Origin of the sequence: Estrella lausannensis (genome assembly GCF_900000175.1) — a bacterium.
GTDB classification, from domain to species: domain Bacteria; phylum Chlamydiota; class Chlamydiia; order Chlamydiales; family Criblamydiaceae; genus Estrella; species Estrella lausannensis.
Map to the genome: position 1 here is coordinate 150581 of NZ_CWGJ01000012.1, position 15222 is coordinate 165802.

General features: G+C 49.6%; 12 protein-coding genes. 8 read left to right on the forward strand and 4 right to left on the reverse strand.

The window, feature by feature from the left end; all coding sequences use genetic code 11:
* Positions 1–294: 294 nt before the first annotated feature.
* Genes cyoA through cyoE form a run of 5 tightly spaced genes read left to right on the forward strand, consistent with a single transcriptional unit; the run spans position 295 to position 4993 of the window.
* The gene (gene cyoA, locus ELAC_RS05695) at positions 295–1185 is read left to right on the forward strand and encodes a ubiquinol oxidase subunit II (protein WP_098038319.1); all 891 of its coding nucleotides are present in this window, start codon (positions 295–297) and stop codon (positions 1183–1185) included.
* A 3-nt stretch (positions 1186–1188) separates the two neighbouring features.
* Positions 1189–3162, forward strand: coding sequence for a cytochrome o ubiquinol oxidase subunit I (cyoB, locus tag ELAC_RS05700; RefSeq protein WP_098038320.1), 1974 nt, complete (start codon positions 1189–1191; stop codon positions 3160–3162).
* Positions 3159–3788 carry a cytochrome o ubiquinol oxidase subunit III gene (cyoC, locus tag ELAC_RS05705; protein WP_098038321.1) on the forward strand — a complete coding sequence of 210 codons (630 nt, stop codon included), beginning with the start codon at positions 3159–3161 and terminating at the stop codon, positions 3786–3788. Before cyoB ends, cyoC begins: the two co-directional genes overlap by 4 nt.
* Before the next feature lies 1 nt (position 3789).
* Positions 3790–4152 (forward strand): cytochrome o ubiquinol oxidase subunit IV, encoded by a 363-nt coding sequence (gene cyoD, locus ELAC_RS05710; protein WP_098038322.1) that lies wholly within the window; start codon positions 3790–3792, stop codon positions 4150–4152.
* Positions 4145–4993, forward strand: coding sequence for a heme o synthase (cyoE, locus tag ELAC_RS05715; RefSeq protein WP_098038323.1), 849 nt, complete (start codon positions 4145–4147; stop codon positions 4991–4993). Before cyoD ends, cyoE begins: the two co-directional genes overlap by 8 nt.
* A 127-nt stretch (positions 4994–5120) precedes the next feature.
* Here cyoE and ELAC_RS05720 read toward each other — a convergent pair whose 3' ends face one another.
* The 3 genes from ELAC_RS05720 to ELAC_RS05730 all read right to left on the reverse strand — a co-directional run bounded on the left by ELAC_RS05720 (position 5121) and on the right by ELAC_RS05730 (position 8916).
* Positions 5121–6089 (reverse strand): hypothetical protein, encoded by a 969-nt coding sequence (locus tag ELAC_RS05720; RefSeq protein WP_098038324.1) that lies wholly within the window; start codon positions 6087–6089, stop codon positions 5121–5123.
* Positions 6090–6153: 64 nt separating this feature from the next.
* The gene (locus tag ELAC_RS05725; RefSeq protein ID WP_098038325.1) at positions 6154–7290 is read right to left on the reverse strand and encodes an NADH:flavin oxidoreductase/NADH oxidase; all 1137 of its coding nucleotides are present in this window, start codon (positions 7288–7290) and stop codon (positions 6154–6156) included.
* Between the two features lie 75 nt (positions 7291–7365).
* Positions 7366–8916: a M2 family metallopeptidase gene (locus ELAC_RS05730; RefSeq protein WP_098038326.1), complete on the reverse strand. Its 1551-nt coding sequence runs from the start codon at positions 8914–8916 to the stop codon at positions 7366–7368.
* 432 nt (positions 8917–9348) lie between these two features.
* Between ELAC_RS05730 and ELAC_RS05735 the strand changes: the two genes are divergently transcribed.
* Together ELAC_RS05735 and ELAC_RS05740 are read left to right on the forward strand one after the other, a co-directional pair.
* On the forward strand, positions 9349–10512 hold the full coding sequence (locus ELAC_RS05735; RefSeq protein WP_098038327.1) for a cation:dicarboxylate symporter family transporter: 1164 nt from the start codon (positions 9349–9351) through the stop codon (positions 10510–10512).
* A gap of 222 nt (positions 10513–10734) precedes the next feature.
* Positions 10735–11289, forward strand: coding sequence for a GNAT family N-acetyltransferase (locus ELAC_RS05740; RefSeq protein WP_098038328.1), 555 nt, complete (start codon positions 10735–10737; stop codon positions 11287–11289).
* 10 nt (positions 11290–11299) lie between these two features.
* Here ELAC_RS05740 and ELAC_RS05745 read toward each other — a convergent pair whose 3' ends face one another.
* Positions 11300–13480: a mechanosensitive ion channel domain-containing protein gene (locus ELAC_RS05745; RefSeq protein ID WP_098038329.1), complete on the reverse strand. Its 2181-nt coding sequence runs from the start codon at positions 13478–13480 to the stop codon at positions 11300–11302.
* A 541-nt stretch (positions 13481–14021) separates the two neighbouring features.
* On the opposite strand from ELAC_RS05745, the gene ribB reads away from it, so the two are divergent.
* Entirely contained in the window at positions 14022–15191 is a 1170-nt protein-coding gene (gene ribB, locus ELAC_RS05750; RefSeq protein WP_098038330.1) for a 3,4-dihydroxy-2-butanone-4-phosphate synthase, read from the forward strand.
* The last annotated feature ends 31 nt before the right edge of the window (positions 15192–15222 follow it).

The window sequence follows — 15222 nt, forward strand, 5'->3', positions numbered from 1 at the left end:
TTATATAGCGACCGTATCTTAAAAATTTGGAGCGATGTCTCTTTCAAAAGCCAAATTTTGAGATGCGTCCAGTACCCTAGGCAAACAGCGGCCTGGAATTTTGGCGAGAAGCAGGCCAAATCCGAGCTGCTGTCGATGAAGCCTGTCGTATCCCTTTTGCTTTAATCTGTCAAGGAGGCCAGTTCGAGCATCAAAACCTGGGATTATAAAAATTAAACTTGACTTTTGACGCTTGTGTTTTATGGTAGAGTTTTTCGTTCTCCACCAAGCGCTTAAAGAAAAAGGCGAAAAGCGATGGCAAAGCCCAAAAAACCCGTCTTTTACATGCTGCTCTTTTCAGGGATCATTCTTTTTATCACCCTGCTCATGCAGCCATTGCAAATACTTCATTTTAAAGACTTTATAACAGTACTATTCCCCAAGGGGCTTATCGCGTTAGAAGAGCGTAACTTATTGCTCATCATCCAGGCCCTGATGCTACTCATCATCATCCCAGTCTACATCCTCACCTTCGTCTTCTCCTGGCGCTACCGTGCAAAAAGCAGTAAAGAAATTTATGATCCCGATCTTGTGGATCACAAAGGTGCCGAAATCGTGTGGTGGACGCTTCCGCTTATAATGACTGCCATCATAGCCGTCCTCACGTTTATCAAGACCTACGAGCTAGACCCCTACAAACCCATTGCGTCTGATAAAAAAGAGATCAGAATCCAAGTGGTGGCTCTGCAGTGGAAATGGCTGTTCATCTACCCAGAAGAGAAAATTGCCAGCGTAAATTTCGTGCAGTTTCCAAAAGACACACCGGTTCGATTCGAAATCACGGCCGATGCCCCCATGAACTCATTCTGGATCCCGCAACTGGGCGGCCAAATCTATGCCATGCCCAGCATGATGACAAAGCTGCACCTGATCGCAAACGAAGAGGGTGACTTTAGAGGATCTTCGGCCAACATCAGCGGAGAGGGCTTTTCCGCCATGAATTTTGTCTCACGAGCCTCTTCCGATGAGGCTTACGGTCAATGGATCGAAAAAGCGAAAAGCTCCGGAAACGCTTTGAATATGGAGGAATACCAAAAGCTTGCCAAGCCAAGCATTGGTTATCCTGAAACAGTCTACCGTCTGGACGATGAAAATCTTTTCCATGAAATCATGATGAAGTTCATGAAACCCCCGAGCAGGAAGTGACGTATGCTGGGTAATTTAACCCTTGAAGCCTTTAAACACGACGAGACACAAAATGCCGCAGTCATCTCCATGGTGCTCGGCGGAATCGGTCTGATCGCACTCATCACCTATCTTAAGAGATGGAAATGGCTATGGAACGAGTGGCTCACAAGCGTTGACCACAAACGGATAGGGGTGATGTATATTGCCGTCGCCCTGATCATGTTCTTCAAAGGATTTGGCGATGCCATGATGATGCGCATTCAGCAGGTAACAGCAGTCGGTGATGCGACAGGCTTTTTAACCGCAGGCCACTTTCAGGAAGTATTCTCCGCTCACGGAACAACGATGATTTTTTTCGTGGCGATGGGCTTTGTTTTCGGCATCATGAATTTGATCGTTCCCCTGCAAATCGGCGCCCGGGATGTCGCTTTCCCTTTTCTTAACTCGGTCAGCTTTTGGCTATTTACAGCCGGCGCTATGCTGACGCTGGTTTCACTGGCAATCGGCAGCTTCTCAACATCGGGATGGCTTGCCTATCCTCCCCTGTCGGGATTGGAATATAGCCCCGGAGAAGGGGTGGATTACTGGATTTGGATGGTGCAGATATCGGGTATTGGCAGCACATTCACCGGCATCAATTTTATTGTGACGATTCTTAAGATGCGCTGCCCAGGCATGACCCTGATGAAAATGCCCATTTTCGTCTGGAGCTGCCTTTGCTCCATGATGTTGGTCATATTCGCCTTTCCCATACTCACGGCGACCCTTGCCATGCTGACACTGGACCGTTACCTCGGCATGCACTTTTTTACGGCGGGGGCCGGGGGCAATCCCATGATGTACATCAACCTCATCTGGGCATGGGGCCACCCCGAAGTGTACATCCTCATCCTGCCGGTATTCGGCATCTTTTCCGAAGTCGTCCCCACTTTTTCTGAAAAGCGTTTGTTCGGATATGTCTCGATGGTGTGGGCGCTCGCTCTCATTACCATATTGTCATTCATCGTGTGGCTGCATCACTTCTTCACAATGGGAGCGAGCGCGAGCGTCAATGCGTTCTTTGGTATCATGACCATGCTCATTGCCATACCGACGGGAGTGAAGATATTTAACTGGCTCTTTACTAAATTCAGAGGGCGGGTTCACTTTACCTCGCCGATGCTTTGGTTCTTCGCATTTGTCCTCAACTTCAGTATAGGCGGTATGACAGGCATCCTCCTTTCTTCTCCTCCTGTAGACTATCAGGTGCACAATAGCTTGTTCCTGATTGCACACTTCCACGGCATGGTGATCGGAGGGGTGGTCTTCGGACTCTTTTCCGGCTTTACCTACTGGTTTCCCAAATTCACCGGCTTCTTTCTCGATGAGAGACTGAACCGCTGGGCCTTCTGGTGCTGGTTCGGAGGGTTCTTACTAGCGTTCATGCCTCTTTATATGCTGGGATTCATGGGCGCAACCCGGCGCCTTGACCGCTACGACCCTTCGACAGGATGGCAACCTCTTTTCATCTTAGCGTTCATCGGTGCTCTGATAATCCTTATCGGAGCCACTATTCAGTTCGTTGGGCTTTTCTGGAGCATCTACAAAAGAAAGGAACTTAGAGACCCGACCGGAGGCGATCCCTGGAATGCGAGAACTCTTGAGTGGTCTATTCCCTCGCCCCCTCCATTCTATAACTTTGCAATCATTCCCACCGTCTCTGATGTCGACCCCTTCTGGGCGATAAAGAGGGGGCACGCTCCTAAGCAGGTTTTGGAATATGAAGATATCCACCTCCCCAAAAACACCGGGGTCGGTGTCTATATCGGCTCTTTAGCGCTCGTTTTAGGTTTTGCCATGACTTGGGATATCTTCTGGCTGGCCGGTATTGCGTTTCTTGGAATTTTAACCCTTATCATCACACGGCTCTCGTCAGAAGATGAGCATCAGCTGATCCCTGCGGCGGAGATCAAACGTTTGGAAGAAGAAAGAATAAAGAGGAAAGCCGAAGCATGAGCGACTCCATGACCGTCCACTACCATCACGATCCCCATGCCGACACCAGCGTTCCGGATCCCCACCAGGACGCCTACTCGAGAACTGTCCTCGGATTTTGGATCTACCTCATGACGGATTGCCTGCTGTTTGGCTCTCTTTTTGCGACGTATGCAGTCTTACACGAAAGCACCTTTGGCGGCCCGTCCTCAAGAGATCTCTTCAGCCTGCAGACAGCTTTCATTGAAACCATGATCCTGCTTCTCAGTAGCGTGACATGTGGTTTTGCGACTTTAGCCTCCTTAAGGGGAAGTAAAAAGGAAGTGATCAAGTGGCTTGCCGTCACCTTCCTCTTTGGCGCCTCCTTTATCGTGATGGAGTTTCAGGAATTCTCGCATCTTATCCATGAAGGCCACAGTTTTACCGAAAGCGCTTTTCTTTCGGCATTTTTCACACTTGTCGGGACTCACGGATTGCACGTTTCATTCGGCCTTCTGTGGCTATCGGTCATGATCGGCCAGCTTTATGTGAAGGGAGTGACGACGACCACATTCAGGCGCCTTGTCCTCTTTGGCATGTTCTGGCATTTCCTTGATCTGATCTGGATCTTTATTTTCACGTTTGTCTACCTGATGGGGGTGATCTGATATGAGCTCTGAACCGACCCTGAAAGAGATCCAAAAAGAGTGGCATGGCAGCTACCGCGCCTATGCAATCGGATTTATGTCATCGATCATTTTGACAATTCTCTCCTTTTCGATGGTATTGCTGAAGCTTTTGGAAGGAAAAGCCCTGATGGTTGTCATCACCGGTTTAGCCCTTATCCAGGCCGTGTTTCAACTTCGATTTTTCCTGCACCTTGGCGAAGAGCCGAAACCTAAGTGGGAAAGCCTGACATTCTATCTCATGCTCATCATTTTACTGATCGTAGCCATCGGCTCTCTATGGATCATGTTCGACTTGAACGACAGAATGATGCCGGCGATGGGCAAAGAGATGGGGCATGATTAACTACACCCTTCTGACAAAACCCGGAATTATCCTCGGCAACCTGATCACCGTCGCCGCGGGCTTTTACCTGGGATCTAGAGGTCATTTTGATCTTGAGCTTTTTCTTTTCACGATGCTTGGCCTGGCCCTGATCATCGCATCCGCCTGCGTCTTTAACAATTATATCGACCGCAGCTTAGACAGCAAAATGGAGAGAACCAAAGGAAGGGCCCTTGCCGCCGGACTGATCTCCGGCAAGGCTGCGCTCTCTTTTGGGGCAGCCCTGGGACTTGCCGGCTCGCTGGTGCTCGTCTACAAAACAAACTTTCTCACCTTCGCTGTATCGATCACGGGTTTTTTGGTCTATGTGCTTCTCTACAGCATATGGAAACCGCGCACAGTCTATGCCACGGCGATAGGCAGCATAGCGGGCGCTGTACCGCCTGTTGCGGGCTACGTCTCTGCCAGTGGGCAAATAGACATAGGCGCATCGATCCTATTTTTGGCGCTTATCTTTTGGCAAATGCCCCATTTCCATGCGATTGCACTCTATCGATTGAAAGATTATAAGAAAGCGGAAATTCCAGTTCTGCCTGTTGTCAAAGGCGTAGAGCGCACCAAAATCCATATGCTGCTTTTCATCCTTCTCTTCATTCCTACGGCGCTGGCGCTGACTTTATTCGGCTATACCGGGTGGCTATTTTTTGGCGTCACTTTGGTCATGGGGCTCGCCTGGCTTGCCCTCTGCCTGGCCGGCTTTTTTGACACCCGCGAGGGCTTATTTGGAAAACGGATGTTTATCGTCTCACTACTTGTGATCAACGCCCTTTGCCTGATGATTCCGATCGATATGCAGTCCTGAAAAGGTGCGTATCGCTTCAGAAAAATCTTCACTATCAGCTTACTTGAAGACGCGCCTACGTCTCCTTCGTTTGCAGAAGCAAGACTTCTCCCCTCTTTGAGGCGCGGGATGAGTACTGATCGTCGCCTTACAGGGAGCTTGCCAATCGATAGAAGCGGACATCGGTCGTTCTGAAAAGCTCGGCGCAATATCTGAGCTGCCGCTCGACAATCAATCCGGCTTTCTCTGGTTGAAGGCAACTCAAGCCGTCGTTGGGATCATAGAAAAGATGAAGTCCTCTCTCTTTGATGTAGACTAGGCTATGCCCCCGAGATTCCAATTTTTCATTGACCGCTGGCTTCAGTATCCGAACCCAATAGACCCCCTCGTCGAATCCGCTGAGATCGTGGGCTAAGTGGCCATATGGACACCCCTTTCTAGAAGAGGGTTGTTTTTTCAACCGGTAGCAATTAGAGCTCCAGGCCACCTCCAACCCTCTCCATTTTACCAACGACTCGACTTTGCTTCCGGAGGGATCCGGCGGCACTTCTTTTATCTCGATTGTATTGAGGGCCGCTTGAATCGCTCGATATTCAACGGAACTTCTCTCAAAGAGGTGGCTCTTTTTTGACAGCTTCGAGAGCAGGCGCTCTCGTGCCACTCCCTCATTTGCTGAAGCGGCTTTTGTTTTTGCTCGCAGGTAAATTTTGATTAACTTCAGTGCCATGGCGCTGCAAGTCCCTCCTTCGACTGAGCCATTCAGCTTCGATGGATTGAAGTAAATGCCGGGCGCGCTCTTGGCATTTAACCGCCGAACATACCTCTTAGCTTTCAGGAGCTGATACTTTCCATTGCACCGGCTCTGAGACCCTGTGAAAATGCACGGGTCGGAGGGCTGCCAGGCGCGATAGATCGCCTGGAAAATGGCTTCGACTAAAGAGACAATCAGACCAACCACCGGGATGAGTTCAATCGCCGCTATAAAGCGATGGCCGAAGGCGTATTTCGGCTCAAGGTTAGCTCTCTCAAGATGGCGGAGACCATACTCTGATATGAGCAGCGAACGGACGACTTGACCACCCGTTAATGCATAATCATCAAGTAAATATTTATTCATGACGTAAAGTGTATCATGAATAAACAATTGCAATAAACAGTTAACTGAAGCGAGAGTTTTCCAACTATTTCGCCCTACGCTTAACTGCGTATCCATATTGAATAGGCCAGGTCGGTTCCTTACCAAGCTCGTGCTGCGCTTTAATTGCCCAATAAGGATCGCGAAGCAACTCCCGCCCCAAAAACACAAGATCGGCATCCCCGCCCGTAATGATCTCATTAGCATGGCTCGCCTCGGTGATCAATCCGACAGCAGCAGTGAAAATTTTCGCCTCTTCCCGAATCTGCCTAGCGAAGGGAACCTGATACCCCTTACCCACCGGAATGCGTGCTTTGGGAACCATTCCCCCGGAAGATACATCGATCAAGTCAACCCCCGCTTTTTTTAAGTGTCTGGAAAGGAAGACTGCCTGTTCAATGTCAAATCCTCCTTCAACCCAGTCGGTCGCAGAGATGCGAGCGAAAAGAGGCATCCCTTCGGGCATCTCATCGCGCATGGTCTCTGCCACTTTCAACGGCAACCTAATTCTGTTTTCCAAACTTCCACCCCATTGATCTTTGCGGCGATTGCACAAGGGTGAGAGAAACTCATGCAGCAAGTAGCCATGGGCGGCATGCATCTCGATCACTTCAAAACCGGCTTTGACGGCCCTTTTGACCGCTTCTTTAAATCCGAGCCGCACTTTCTCAATTCCCTTGTCATCAAGCTCCTCGGGAACTGGATCGCTCTCGGCGAATGGCAAAGGACTCGGTGCGACGACGCTCCACCCCCCTTCAGCAGCCTCCCTCAAGACGGCGCCCCCTTTCCATGGGGCATCCGTGCTCCCTTTTCTACCGGAGTGGGCCAGCTGAATTCCGGCAATAGCTCCCTGAGATTTAATGAAGCTAGCAATGCGGGCTAAGGGTTCGATATGTTCATCGCCCCAGATGCCCATATCGCCGGGAGTGATGCGCCCTTCCCGAAGAACGGCTGTCGCTTCCACCATGATCAGGGAAACCCCGCCGACCGCGCGGCTGCCGAGATGGACTAGATGCCAGTCGCTCGCGAGCCCTTCATGGGAAGAGTATTGACACATCGGCGACATCGCGATCCGATTGGAGAAAGAAACGCTTCGAATCTTTAAGGGGCTGAGCAGATCGACTTCCGGAAATTCCCGGTCATGATCGGTATCCGCAGTACACCCATGTTCTTGTGTGTCCACTCTTAATCTCCGTAATTTACAAGAGTTATATTTTTTTGAATTAGGCGCTGCCTCATTATTCTTCCTTTATTCTCCTCAAGACGCAAACTGCCGTATCCAAGCAGATTTATCCAGGGGGCTGCCCGTCAGTTCCCTGACGAGGCTATCCCATCCTATCCGGTTTCCGGGTGAAAAGATCTTGTCGCGTAACAACTTGCCTGTTTCCGGAGAGGCAAAAGAAGGGCAGCGCTCTTCTATCGCCGAAGCCAAAACCTCACCAAGGAGGTAACTGAAATAGTAAACCGGCGCTAAGCCAATGTGGAATTTAGCCGCGAAATCGCACCCATGCCGGCTCCCTTTGCACTTAACCTTTTGGAACCGCTCTACTATCTCCCACCAAAGCTTTTGTAAATCTTGCTCAGGGTTTCGATAGAGTTCCCTTTCAAAATAGGTCATCACCAGCGCCCAGCGGCTGAATATAAGCTGCCGTCTTTTAAGGCTCTCTTCAGCCTTTTGCTTCAGGGCATCATCGCCTTCCCCCACCAAGAGATCCAGAGACTGTTTTCTGTAGGCTTGTCTGCCCGCTAAGAGCGCCATCGCCTCGGTAGTCAGCATGTGGGGCGGTTCCTTCAAAAGCCAGGGTAGATCTTCTGCAAACCCCATCTCATAAACGGCGTGGCCCAGCTCATGAAGAACCGTTTCGAGCCATTTGAGGGTGGGTGTTACATTATTCAGAGTCCTGACATCCCCTTCCCTGTCGATGTGTATGCAAAAGGCATGCTGGTTTTTTCCCGCCCGCTCGTAATTGTCGCTCCGCTTCAAAATTTCGGACACATCAAGACCCATTTTGGCATAGAAATTCTCAGACGCTTTGAGAATATCGACGCCTTCGACCAGAGAGTCCAGCTCTTTTGTGCCAACCGGATCCTCTTGGCAAAAAGGTTCTGCCCAGCACCAAGGGCCGAGATCCACATCGGACGCGTTGAATCGGCTCTTGGCATCCGAGTGGATCTGGTCGAGCACTTTCTGATAGGCCGATTCCGACTGCTTTGCGCACTGATCCAAAAAGGAAAAAAGCCAATCGGTCTCAACCTCCTGCAACGACAGCTGCATCTCAAAAAAATCAGGATATCCCAGGCTCTTGGCTGCTTCGTTGCGGAGCCTGACCAGATTTAAAATGGCGGGAGCGAGCTCTTTACCGATCTCTTTGGATGCCTCCCAAGCTTCCCTTCTTTTGACAAGGGAAGTCTCGGTCTTAAGAATTTCCCGGATATCGTTTTCCGTCCGGGGACTGCCCTCCAGAAGAGGCCTGAAATTGGAGTACTTGACGGCTAACGCAGCCTCTTGCCGGGCTATTTTTTCCACCAAAGACCTATCGATCTGGTTTGGGATAAACTGCCTCAAAAGGACGTTGACCTGCCTTTTTAGCAAAGGATCTGCGATGGCTGTGTCTTTATCCCACTCTGCCAGCTTGTGATACGCTTCCTTGTCATTGAAGAGAAGGCGCAGCTCCGTTTCGAGCTCTGCTTTCAGATGAGCGGCGTCTTTGCTGCCGGTGGTTTCTAAAATCCAGGAGGCCAAATTGACCTGACGGCTTTTAGCCTTTACTTCGGGAATGAACGTGTGAAGAAACTGATTTGCCGGCATTTTCGTTTGTCCTCAAGTTTTGTATACACCGAAAGGGCCTCAAAATTTGACATGGGGCTTTGGGACACTTTCGGTAGAAATAGTCACCGGATAAAACAGAACATCCAAAAAAATTGGAGCCGGCGGTATAAAAAAACATACTTACACGGAAATTATCCCTAAACCAAATTTTTCAACACTTTCGGGACACGTCAAGACAACAAAAAAATGTTTGATTTAAATAATTAGAAGTGTGAAAATTTTTTCCGAGTGGGATTAAAACTGAAATTCCTCTTAAGTAAGGCATAAAAACGAGCAATGTTCCAACAAGCTATTTTATCACTCCTTTCCTTCGGTTACACTACAGGTACCGGCTCCAGCCGGTAACATTTCCCCCTGCACTCATTTTTATACGCCCCTTAATCAACAGAAAATCCTCAACGGAGAACTTCCATGTTCAGTAAAATGCCTGTCCTGCTGATAGGACTCATCCTTTTTTCGGGAGTGATAGAACCCTTTCTCCCCCTCTCATCCTTAGAAACGCTCTATGCGGTGAGCTTAACGATCAAATCCTTAATCGCATTCGCCCTACCCTTCATTATCTTCGGACTTCTGTTCAAGACTGCCATCCAACTGTCTAAAAAAGCGTCCTATATGGTGCTTGGCCTCGTTGCGCTGGTGTGTCTCTCAAACTATCTTTCGACAACGATCAGCTATGGCGTGGGCTCGCTGATCTACCACCTCGACTTTTCCATTCAATTCCCAAGCGAAGCCAACTCCCTGAAGGCTGCCTGGGACTTCTCACTGCCGAAACTGATTCCCAATGACGCCGCCATGTTCGTCGGGATGTTTTCAGGTCTGATTCTGGCACGTGTAGCTTCTGTGCAGGCGGAAAAACTGGCAGGAATCTTGGACCAGGCAGTATCGGTTCTTTTGAAAGCCATACTCTATGTCATCCCCTTTTTCATTTTCGGCTTCATACTCAAAATGCAGCACGATAAAATCCTTCTGCATATCCTGCGCAATTTCACAGTCATCTTCGCTGCGGTGGCGATCGCTGTCTTCAGCTACATCACGCTCCTCTATTTTGCCGCGGGAAGGTTTCAGAAAGAGAGGCTAGTCACAAGCATTAAAAACATGCTTCCTGCCGCTATCGCCGGATTCGGCAGCATGTCAAGCGCCGCAGTTATGCCCCTGACATTGATCGCCGCGGAGAAAAACTCCAAAAATCCAACAATCGCGCGTTCGATCATTCCCGCCACAGTGAACATTCACTTGATCGGCGACTGCTTTGCTATCCCCATTTTTGCCTTTGCCGTCATGAAAAATTTTGGCATGGCAGAACCCGCTCTTATGACTTACGCGGTTTTTGCAGCCTACTTTGTGCTGGCCAAATTCTCCGTCGCCGCAGTTCCCGGAGGTGGTATACTCGTCATGCTGCCTATTTTGGAAAGTCAGCTTGGGTTTACCGGCGAAATGCTCTCTTTGATTACAGCGCTCTACATCCTATTTGATCCGGTCATCACATCCGCCAACGTCCTCGGCAACGGTGCCTTTGCGATGGGATTGTCCGAAGTAATCGAAGCGGAAGAGACGCCACTGGCGAATATCGCCTAAACTTCCGAAGAGGCAAGTGGAGTGCCTGGCCTCAAAATACAAACAGCCGCAGTTTGATCTGCTTGATATTTTGAGGACAGGCTCTCAGATTCTTCCTGAAAACCTTGGCAACAGGTTACACTAAAGCCCCCGATCACGTTTATCGCCCCTCTCTAATCACTTGAGATTTTAACGGGCGAAGCTTAAAATACCTCTTCCGAAATCAACTATTTTCAAGGAATTATGAGCATCTGGAAGGGCGATAGAATCAGGCTGCGTTCGATAGAACCCTCGGACTGGGAAACCTTCCACGCTCTCAGCGAAGATACGGAGACAGCCCGCTTCTACGATAAGATCCTTATCCCCACATCGAAAGAAAAAATGAAGAAGTGGTGCGAGGAAATGTCTTGCGCACCGCACGACAATGACGAAATCGTATTGGTGATCGAAACCCTCGACGGCCAGATGGCAGGGTTGATGGACATATTTGACTGCGACCGCCGCTACGGTATCTTCAAGTATGGGATCGGCATCCACAAGAATTTTCAACGCAAGGGCTATGCCTCAATGGCCGTACGCCTGCTTCTCCGTTACTACTTTTTTGAGTTGCGCTACCAGAAGGTGAACGTCCATATCTACTCGTTCAACGAGCCTTCGATAGAGCTGCACAGGCGTCTTGGCTTTGTGCAGGAGGGGTGCCTGCGCAACATGGCATTCACCAAAGGCGGGTTCCACGATGAGCTGGTTTTCGGTTTGCTGCGCAGCGAATTTGAAATGCTTCACCACCCCAAGCCTTAGAGGCCATCTCTCAATAAGCTTTTCCCGCTGGGGCGAGAGAAGAATCCTGGATATGAACAGGTGTCCTGACGACCAGATCGCAACGCGGGAATGGAATTTCTATCCCATGCTTCGTTAGCGCGGTCTCAATTTCCCAAAGATAACTCGACTGCAAAGACCCATGCGCTCCCTTGGCCGTGAACATGTTCACCCACACGACAAGTTCGAAATCGAGCGAACTCTCCCCCAATCCTTTGAGCCACACCCTGGGACCCTCCAGATGGGGGTGGTTGGTGATCGTCGCGGAGATTTTTCCGGCAGCTTCCTTCGCAACCTTCTCGACAAAGTCTTTATCTGTTCCGTAAGCGACACCAAAGGGGATGTGGAGCCGCTTGTAGGGGTCGTGCATTGTCCAGTTCATGAACTTATTCGATATCAGCTCGGAATTGGGAATGACAATCTCTATGCCGTCGGAGGTTCTCACAATGGTGTTTTGAACCGAGATATCCATCACCTGTCCCCACTCCCCAGACTGCAGTTGGATGTAGTCTTGCACCTTGACGCTTCTGGAAAAAAGAAGAATCAAACTACTCGCGAAGTTATTGACAATGGTCTGAAGTCCAAACCCGATACCGACGCTAAGAGCCCCCAGAACCCAAAAGACGGAACTGATCTCAAGGCCCGCAGACAAAAGCGCCAACACCCCTCCGATAACAAGTAATAGGTAATGGAGCAACCTGTCGAGGATGAAGAGGCTGGACTGAGCCACGCTTCCTTTATCCCAAAGAGCTCTTCGAATTCCAAACCGAATAAGAAAGGAAAAAAGGTAAGCTCCCCCCAATATCATGAGACCTTCCAGGAGTCCCATGAGAGTTACTGGGACTCCGGCAACCTTGAACAAACTCTCGTGAAGCCACCCCTGCAAGGTCGAGCAGCAGCCGCTCCAGATCCCCCCGATATACCCTTTCGTAATCTCCCAGTAGGACATGGAACGTTCCAGGTGCGCTTCCGCCCACCCGGCAAGGGAAAGGGTAAAAAACTGCTTTCTCTTCAAGAGATCCAGGTCGTTCAAGCTGGTTTGAACTTCGCTATAGCGTTGTCTGGCAAGCGCAATAAGAGGACTCGATGCCTTGGCTCCCTCTTCTTTTTCATCCAGCAAAAGCCCCAAGTGCCCTACCCTATCCAGCTCCTGCTCGGTCTTGGCTTCATAGATGCCTGCCTGATAACCGATATCCTGAATGTCGCGGATCCACCCTTGAATTTCCTCGAGAGTCAAAGACGAGGCCTTGCCGTCTGCTTCCGCGACAATTGCCCTCTTGGCTTCGAGCTCCAAGATGGCTAGCCGGATCGAGGCTTGCGAGATCTGCGACCTGATCGATTTTTGGGTGTAGAGGAAGCTCTCTGAAATTTCCTTTTCACTCGCCCCAAACATTCCCGACGCACTGAGCTCAGCATGCAAAGACCCCAGCTCCGCCATGCTAAGGACCTCTTTTTGCCCCTCGATCTGTTTGCTCAGCGCCGCTTCGCTGATCACACTTAAATCCAGGTGGTTGAAGGCGTAACCTGCCTCCTCGCTCAGATGGGCAATCTCTGCGGATTCTTCCGCAATTTTCTCTTTGGTAAGACGCTCTTTTTCCTCCATGACTGCCAGAGAGGACATGTGGGCGAAAATCTGCAATCCCAAGAGCAGCTTATCGGATGTATTGGCGCTCTCTTTCAGGTAGGCAGCCATCTGGGAGTCAATATGCCGCCGCATCTTTTTCAAAAGAGAGGTCAGCGAGACCCTCTCTTTTTCAAGCTCGCTCAGCTCATCCTGCAGTGCTACCTCCTGATTGAGTAAGCTTTCAATATTTTCAAACGTGTAGCGGTTTTTGTAGAGCCTTGCTTTGTGGGAAGAGCCTTTTTCGCTCCTGAGTTTGGGTAACGCTTCTAAATTGATCGCTATTTTATTGACGTAGACAAGCATCTGATTTTGTAGATTCGGAGCGAGCGACGCATACATCGCAGTAAGCGCTGCCTCTGTCATCTCAATTTTCCTGAGCAGGGTGACCGGATCCGGTTCATGGTAGTAATCAAAAAAATCCGTAGTCAAGTCCAGTGGGTTTGGCGGATTAGCTATCTCTACTTTGTCTTCGGCGAGGCTCGCGCAAGCGGGGAATTTACCCACGATTGTAATAATGAGCAAAACGAGGGAAAGAATTTGAGATGTCATCGCAATCTTTACTTTTAACTAATTTACTTAAGTCTGCCTGCGTATAAAACATAGGCTGGCAAACTAGATTTATCAATAATTTTACAGATCGGTAATTTTGAGATATACCGAAACAACTTGAAGAATTGGTCTTTGGCTTCGTCGGGTTTATACCGAAATTGTCTCAAAATTTGGCATGGGGGCTTTGAGAAAGCCTCGGGATTGAAAGGATACAAGCCACCTCATATTTCTAATATTAGGTGGCTTACGATCATTCAATCGCGGAGCTTTCTCTTTGCCAAAATCCAAATTTTTAGACAATTTCGGTATACTTCCGGTTTATTTTTTTTTGGCCTGCGCCTGGCTGAACGCTCTTGCCGGAAACGTTTTTCGGTTGACTTCTGTTAAAAAAATATTTTATCCATTTCCCTAGATTGCCTTTTTCATATCATTCTTTTCAACAGGCAATACCGCAGAGGAAGGTTTCTGAAAGCTACGGAAACTCATCACTTTTGCACTTCGTCACAGTAAGGAAGCAAAACGACCGGAAGGAGGCTGACGCATGACAAAATCTTTGGAGACCGTCGAACACGCCCTAATAGCTCTTCGCAAGGGCAAACCCATTATTTTAGTCGATGATGAATCAAGGGAAAACGAGAGCGATTTTGTACTCGCCGCCGAAAGGGCCACACCCGAAACGATCAACCTTCTCGCCTCTTGCGGCCGCGGGCTGATCTGCCTGGCGCTCGAATCAAAGCGGGTCGAGTCGCTGGGGTTGCCGATGATGGCAGAGACAAACCGATCCCCTTTCAATACTGCCTATACAATCTCCATCGATGCAAAAGAGGGCATTTCAACCGGCAGCTCTGTCCAAGACAGAGCAAGAACCATTCAGGTTGCTATCGATCCTGCCAAAAAAGGGTCGGATCTAATCACTCCCGGCCATGTCTTTCCGGTGAAGGCTAAGCCCGGCGGGGTGCTGGAAAGACCCGGACACACTGAAGGAGCTGTTGACTTAGCAAGACTGGCAGGCCTAAATCCTTCGGCTGTCTTGTGCGAAATATTAAGCGATGACGGCTCGATGGCAAGAGGGGAGGATCTTAAAAAGTTGCAGGCGAGGCTGAACATCCCGCTTTTGACCATCAAAGACCTCATCCACTACCGGCTCTATTATGAAAAGATCGTGCAGCCGATTTCCAAAATTCCTTTCGTGAGCCAGTATGGCTCCTTCACCCTGCACACGTTTGTCAACTCCATCACAGGGAAAAGATTCTCCGCTTTGATCAAGGGGAAGGTAAGAAACGAGTCCCTCGTCCGCCTCCATGAAGGATGCATGCCGTCAGAGTCTTTTGGCTTCATGGGTTGCGACTGCGCGTCAAAACTTGAATTTTCCCTTAACTCCATTGAGGAGAGCGGAAGCGGAATTTTCATGCACTTCCATGACGACTCACAACTGATGCGCCACTTTGAAAAGAAGATTGCCTCCGACCACACAGGTGCTCTCTCAGAAGATGCCTGCCGCTATACGGCAGATGCTGCGCAAATCTTAAAGTCGCTCGACATTTTTGCGATCCGCCTGATCACCAACGATCCCAAAAAATGCGAGAAGCTCTCGTCGTTCGGCATCCAGGTGGTCGAGCGGGTGCCCATACCCGATTCCCTAAACAGTAAAGTTAGTCACGCCCTCTTCGGCAGAAACCACCCTCTGGAGGCGTTAAGCGATTGCCGCTGAGATTGGCATTAAGCTAAGGATGAGGGGGAAT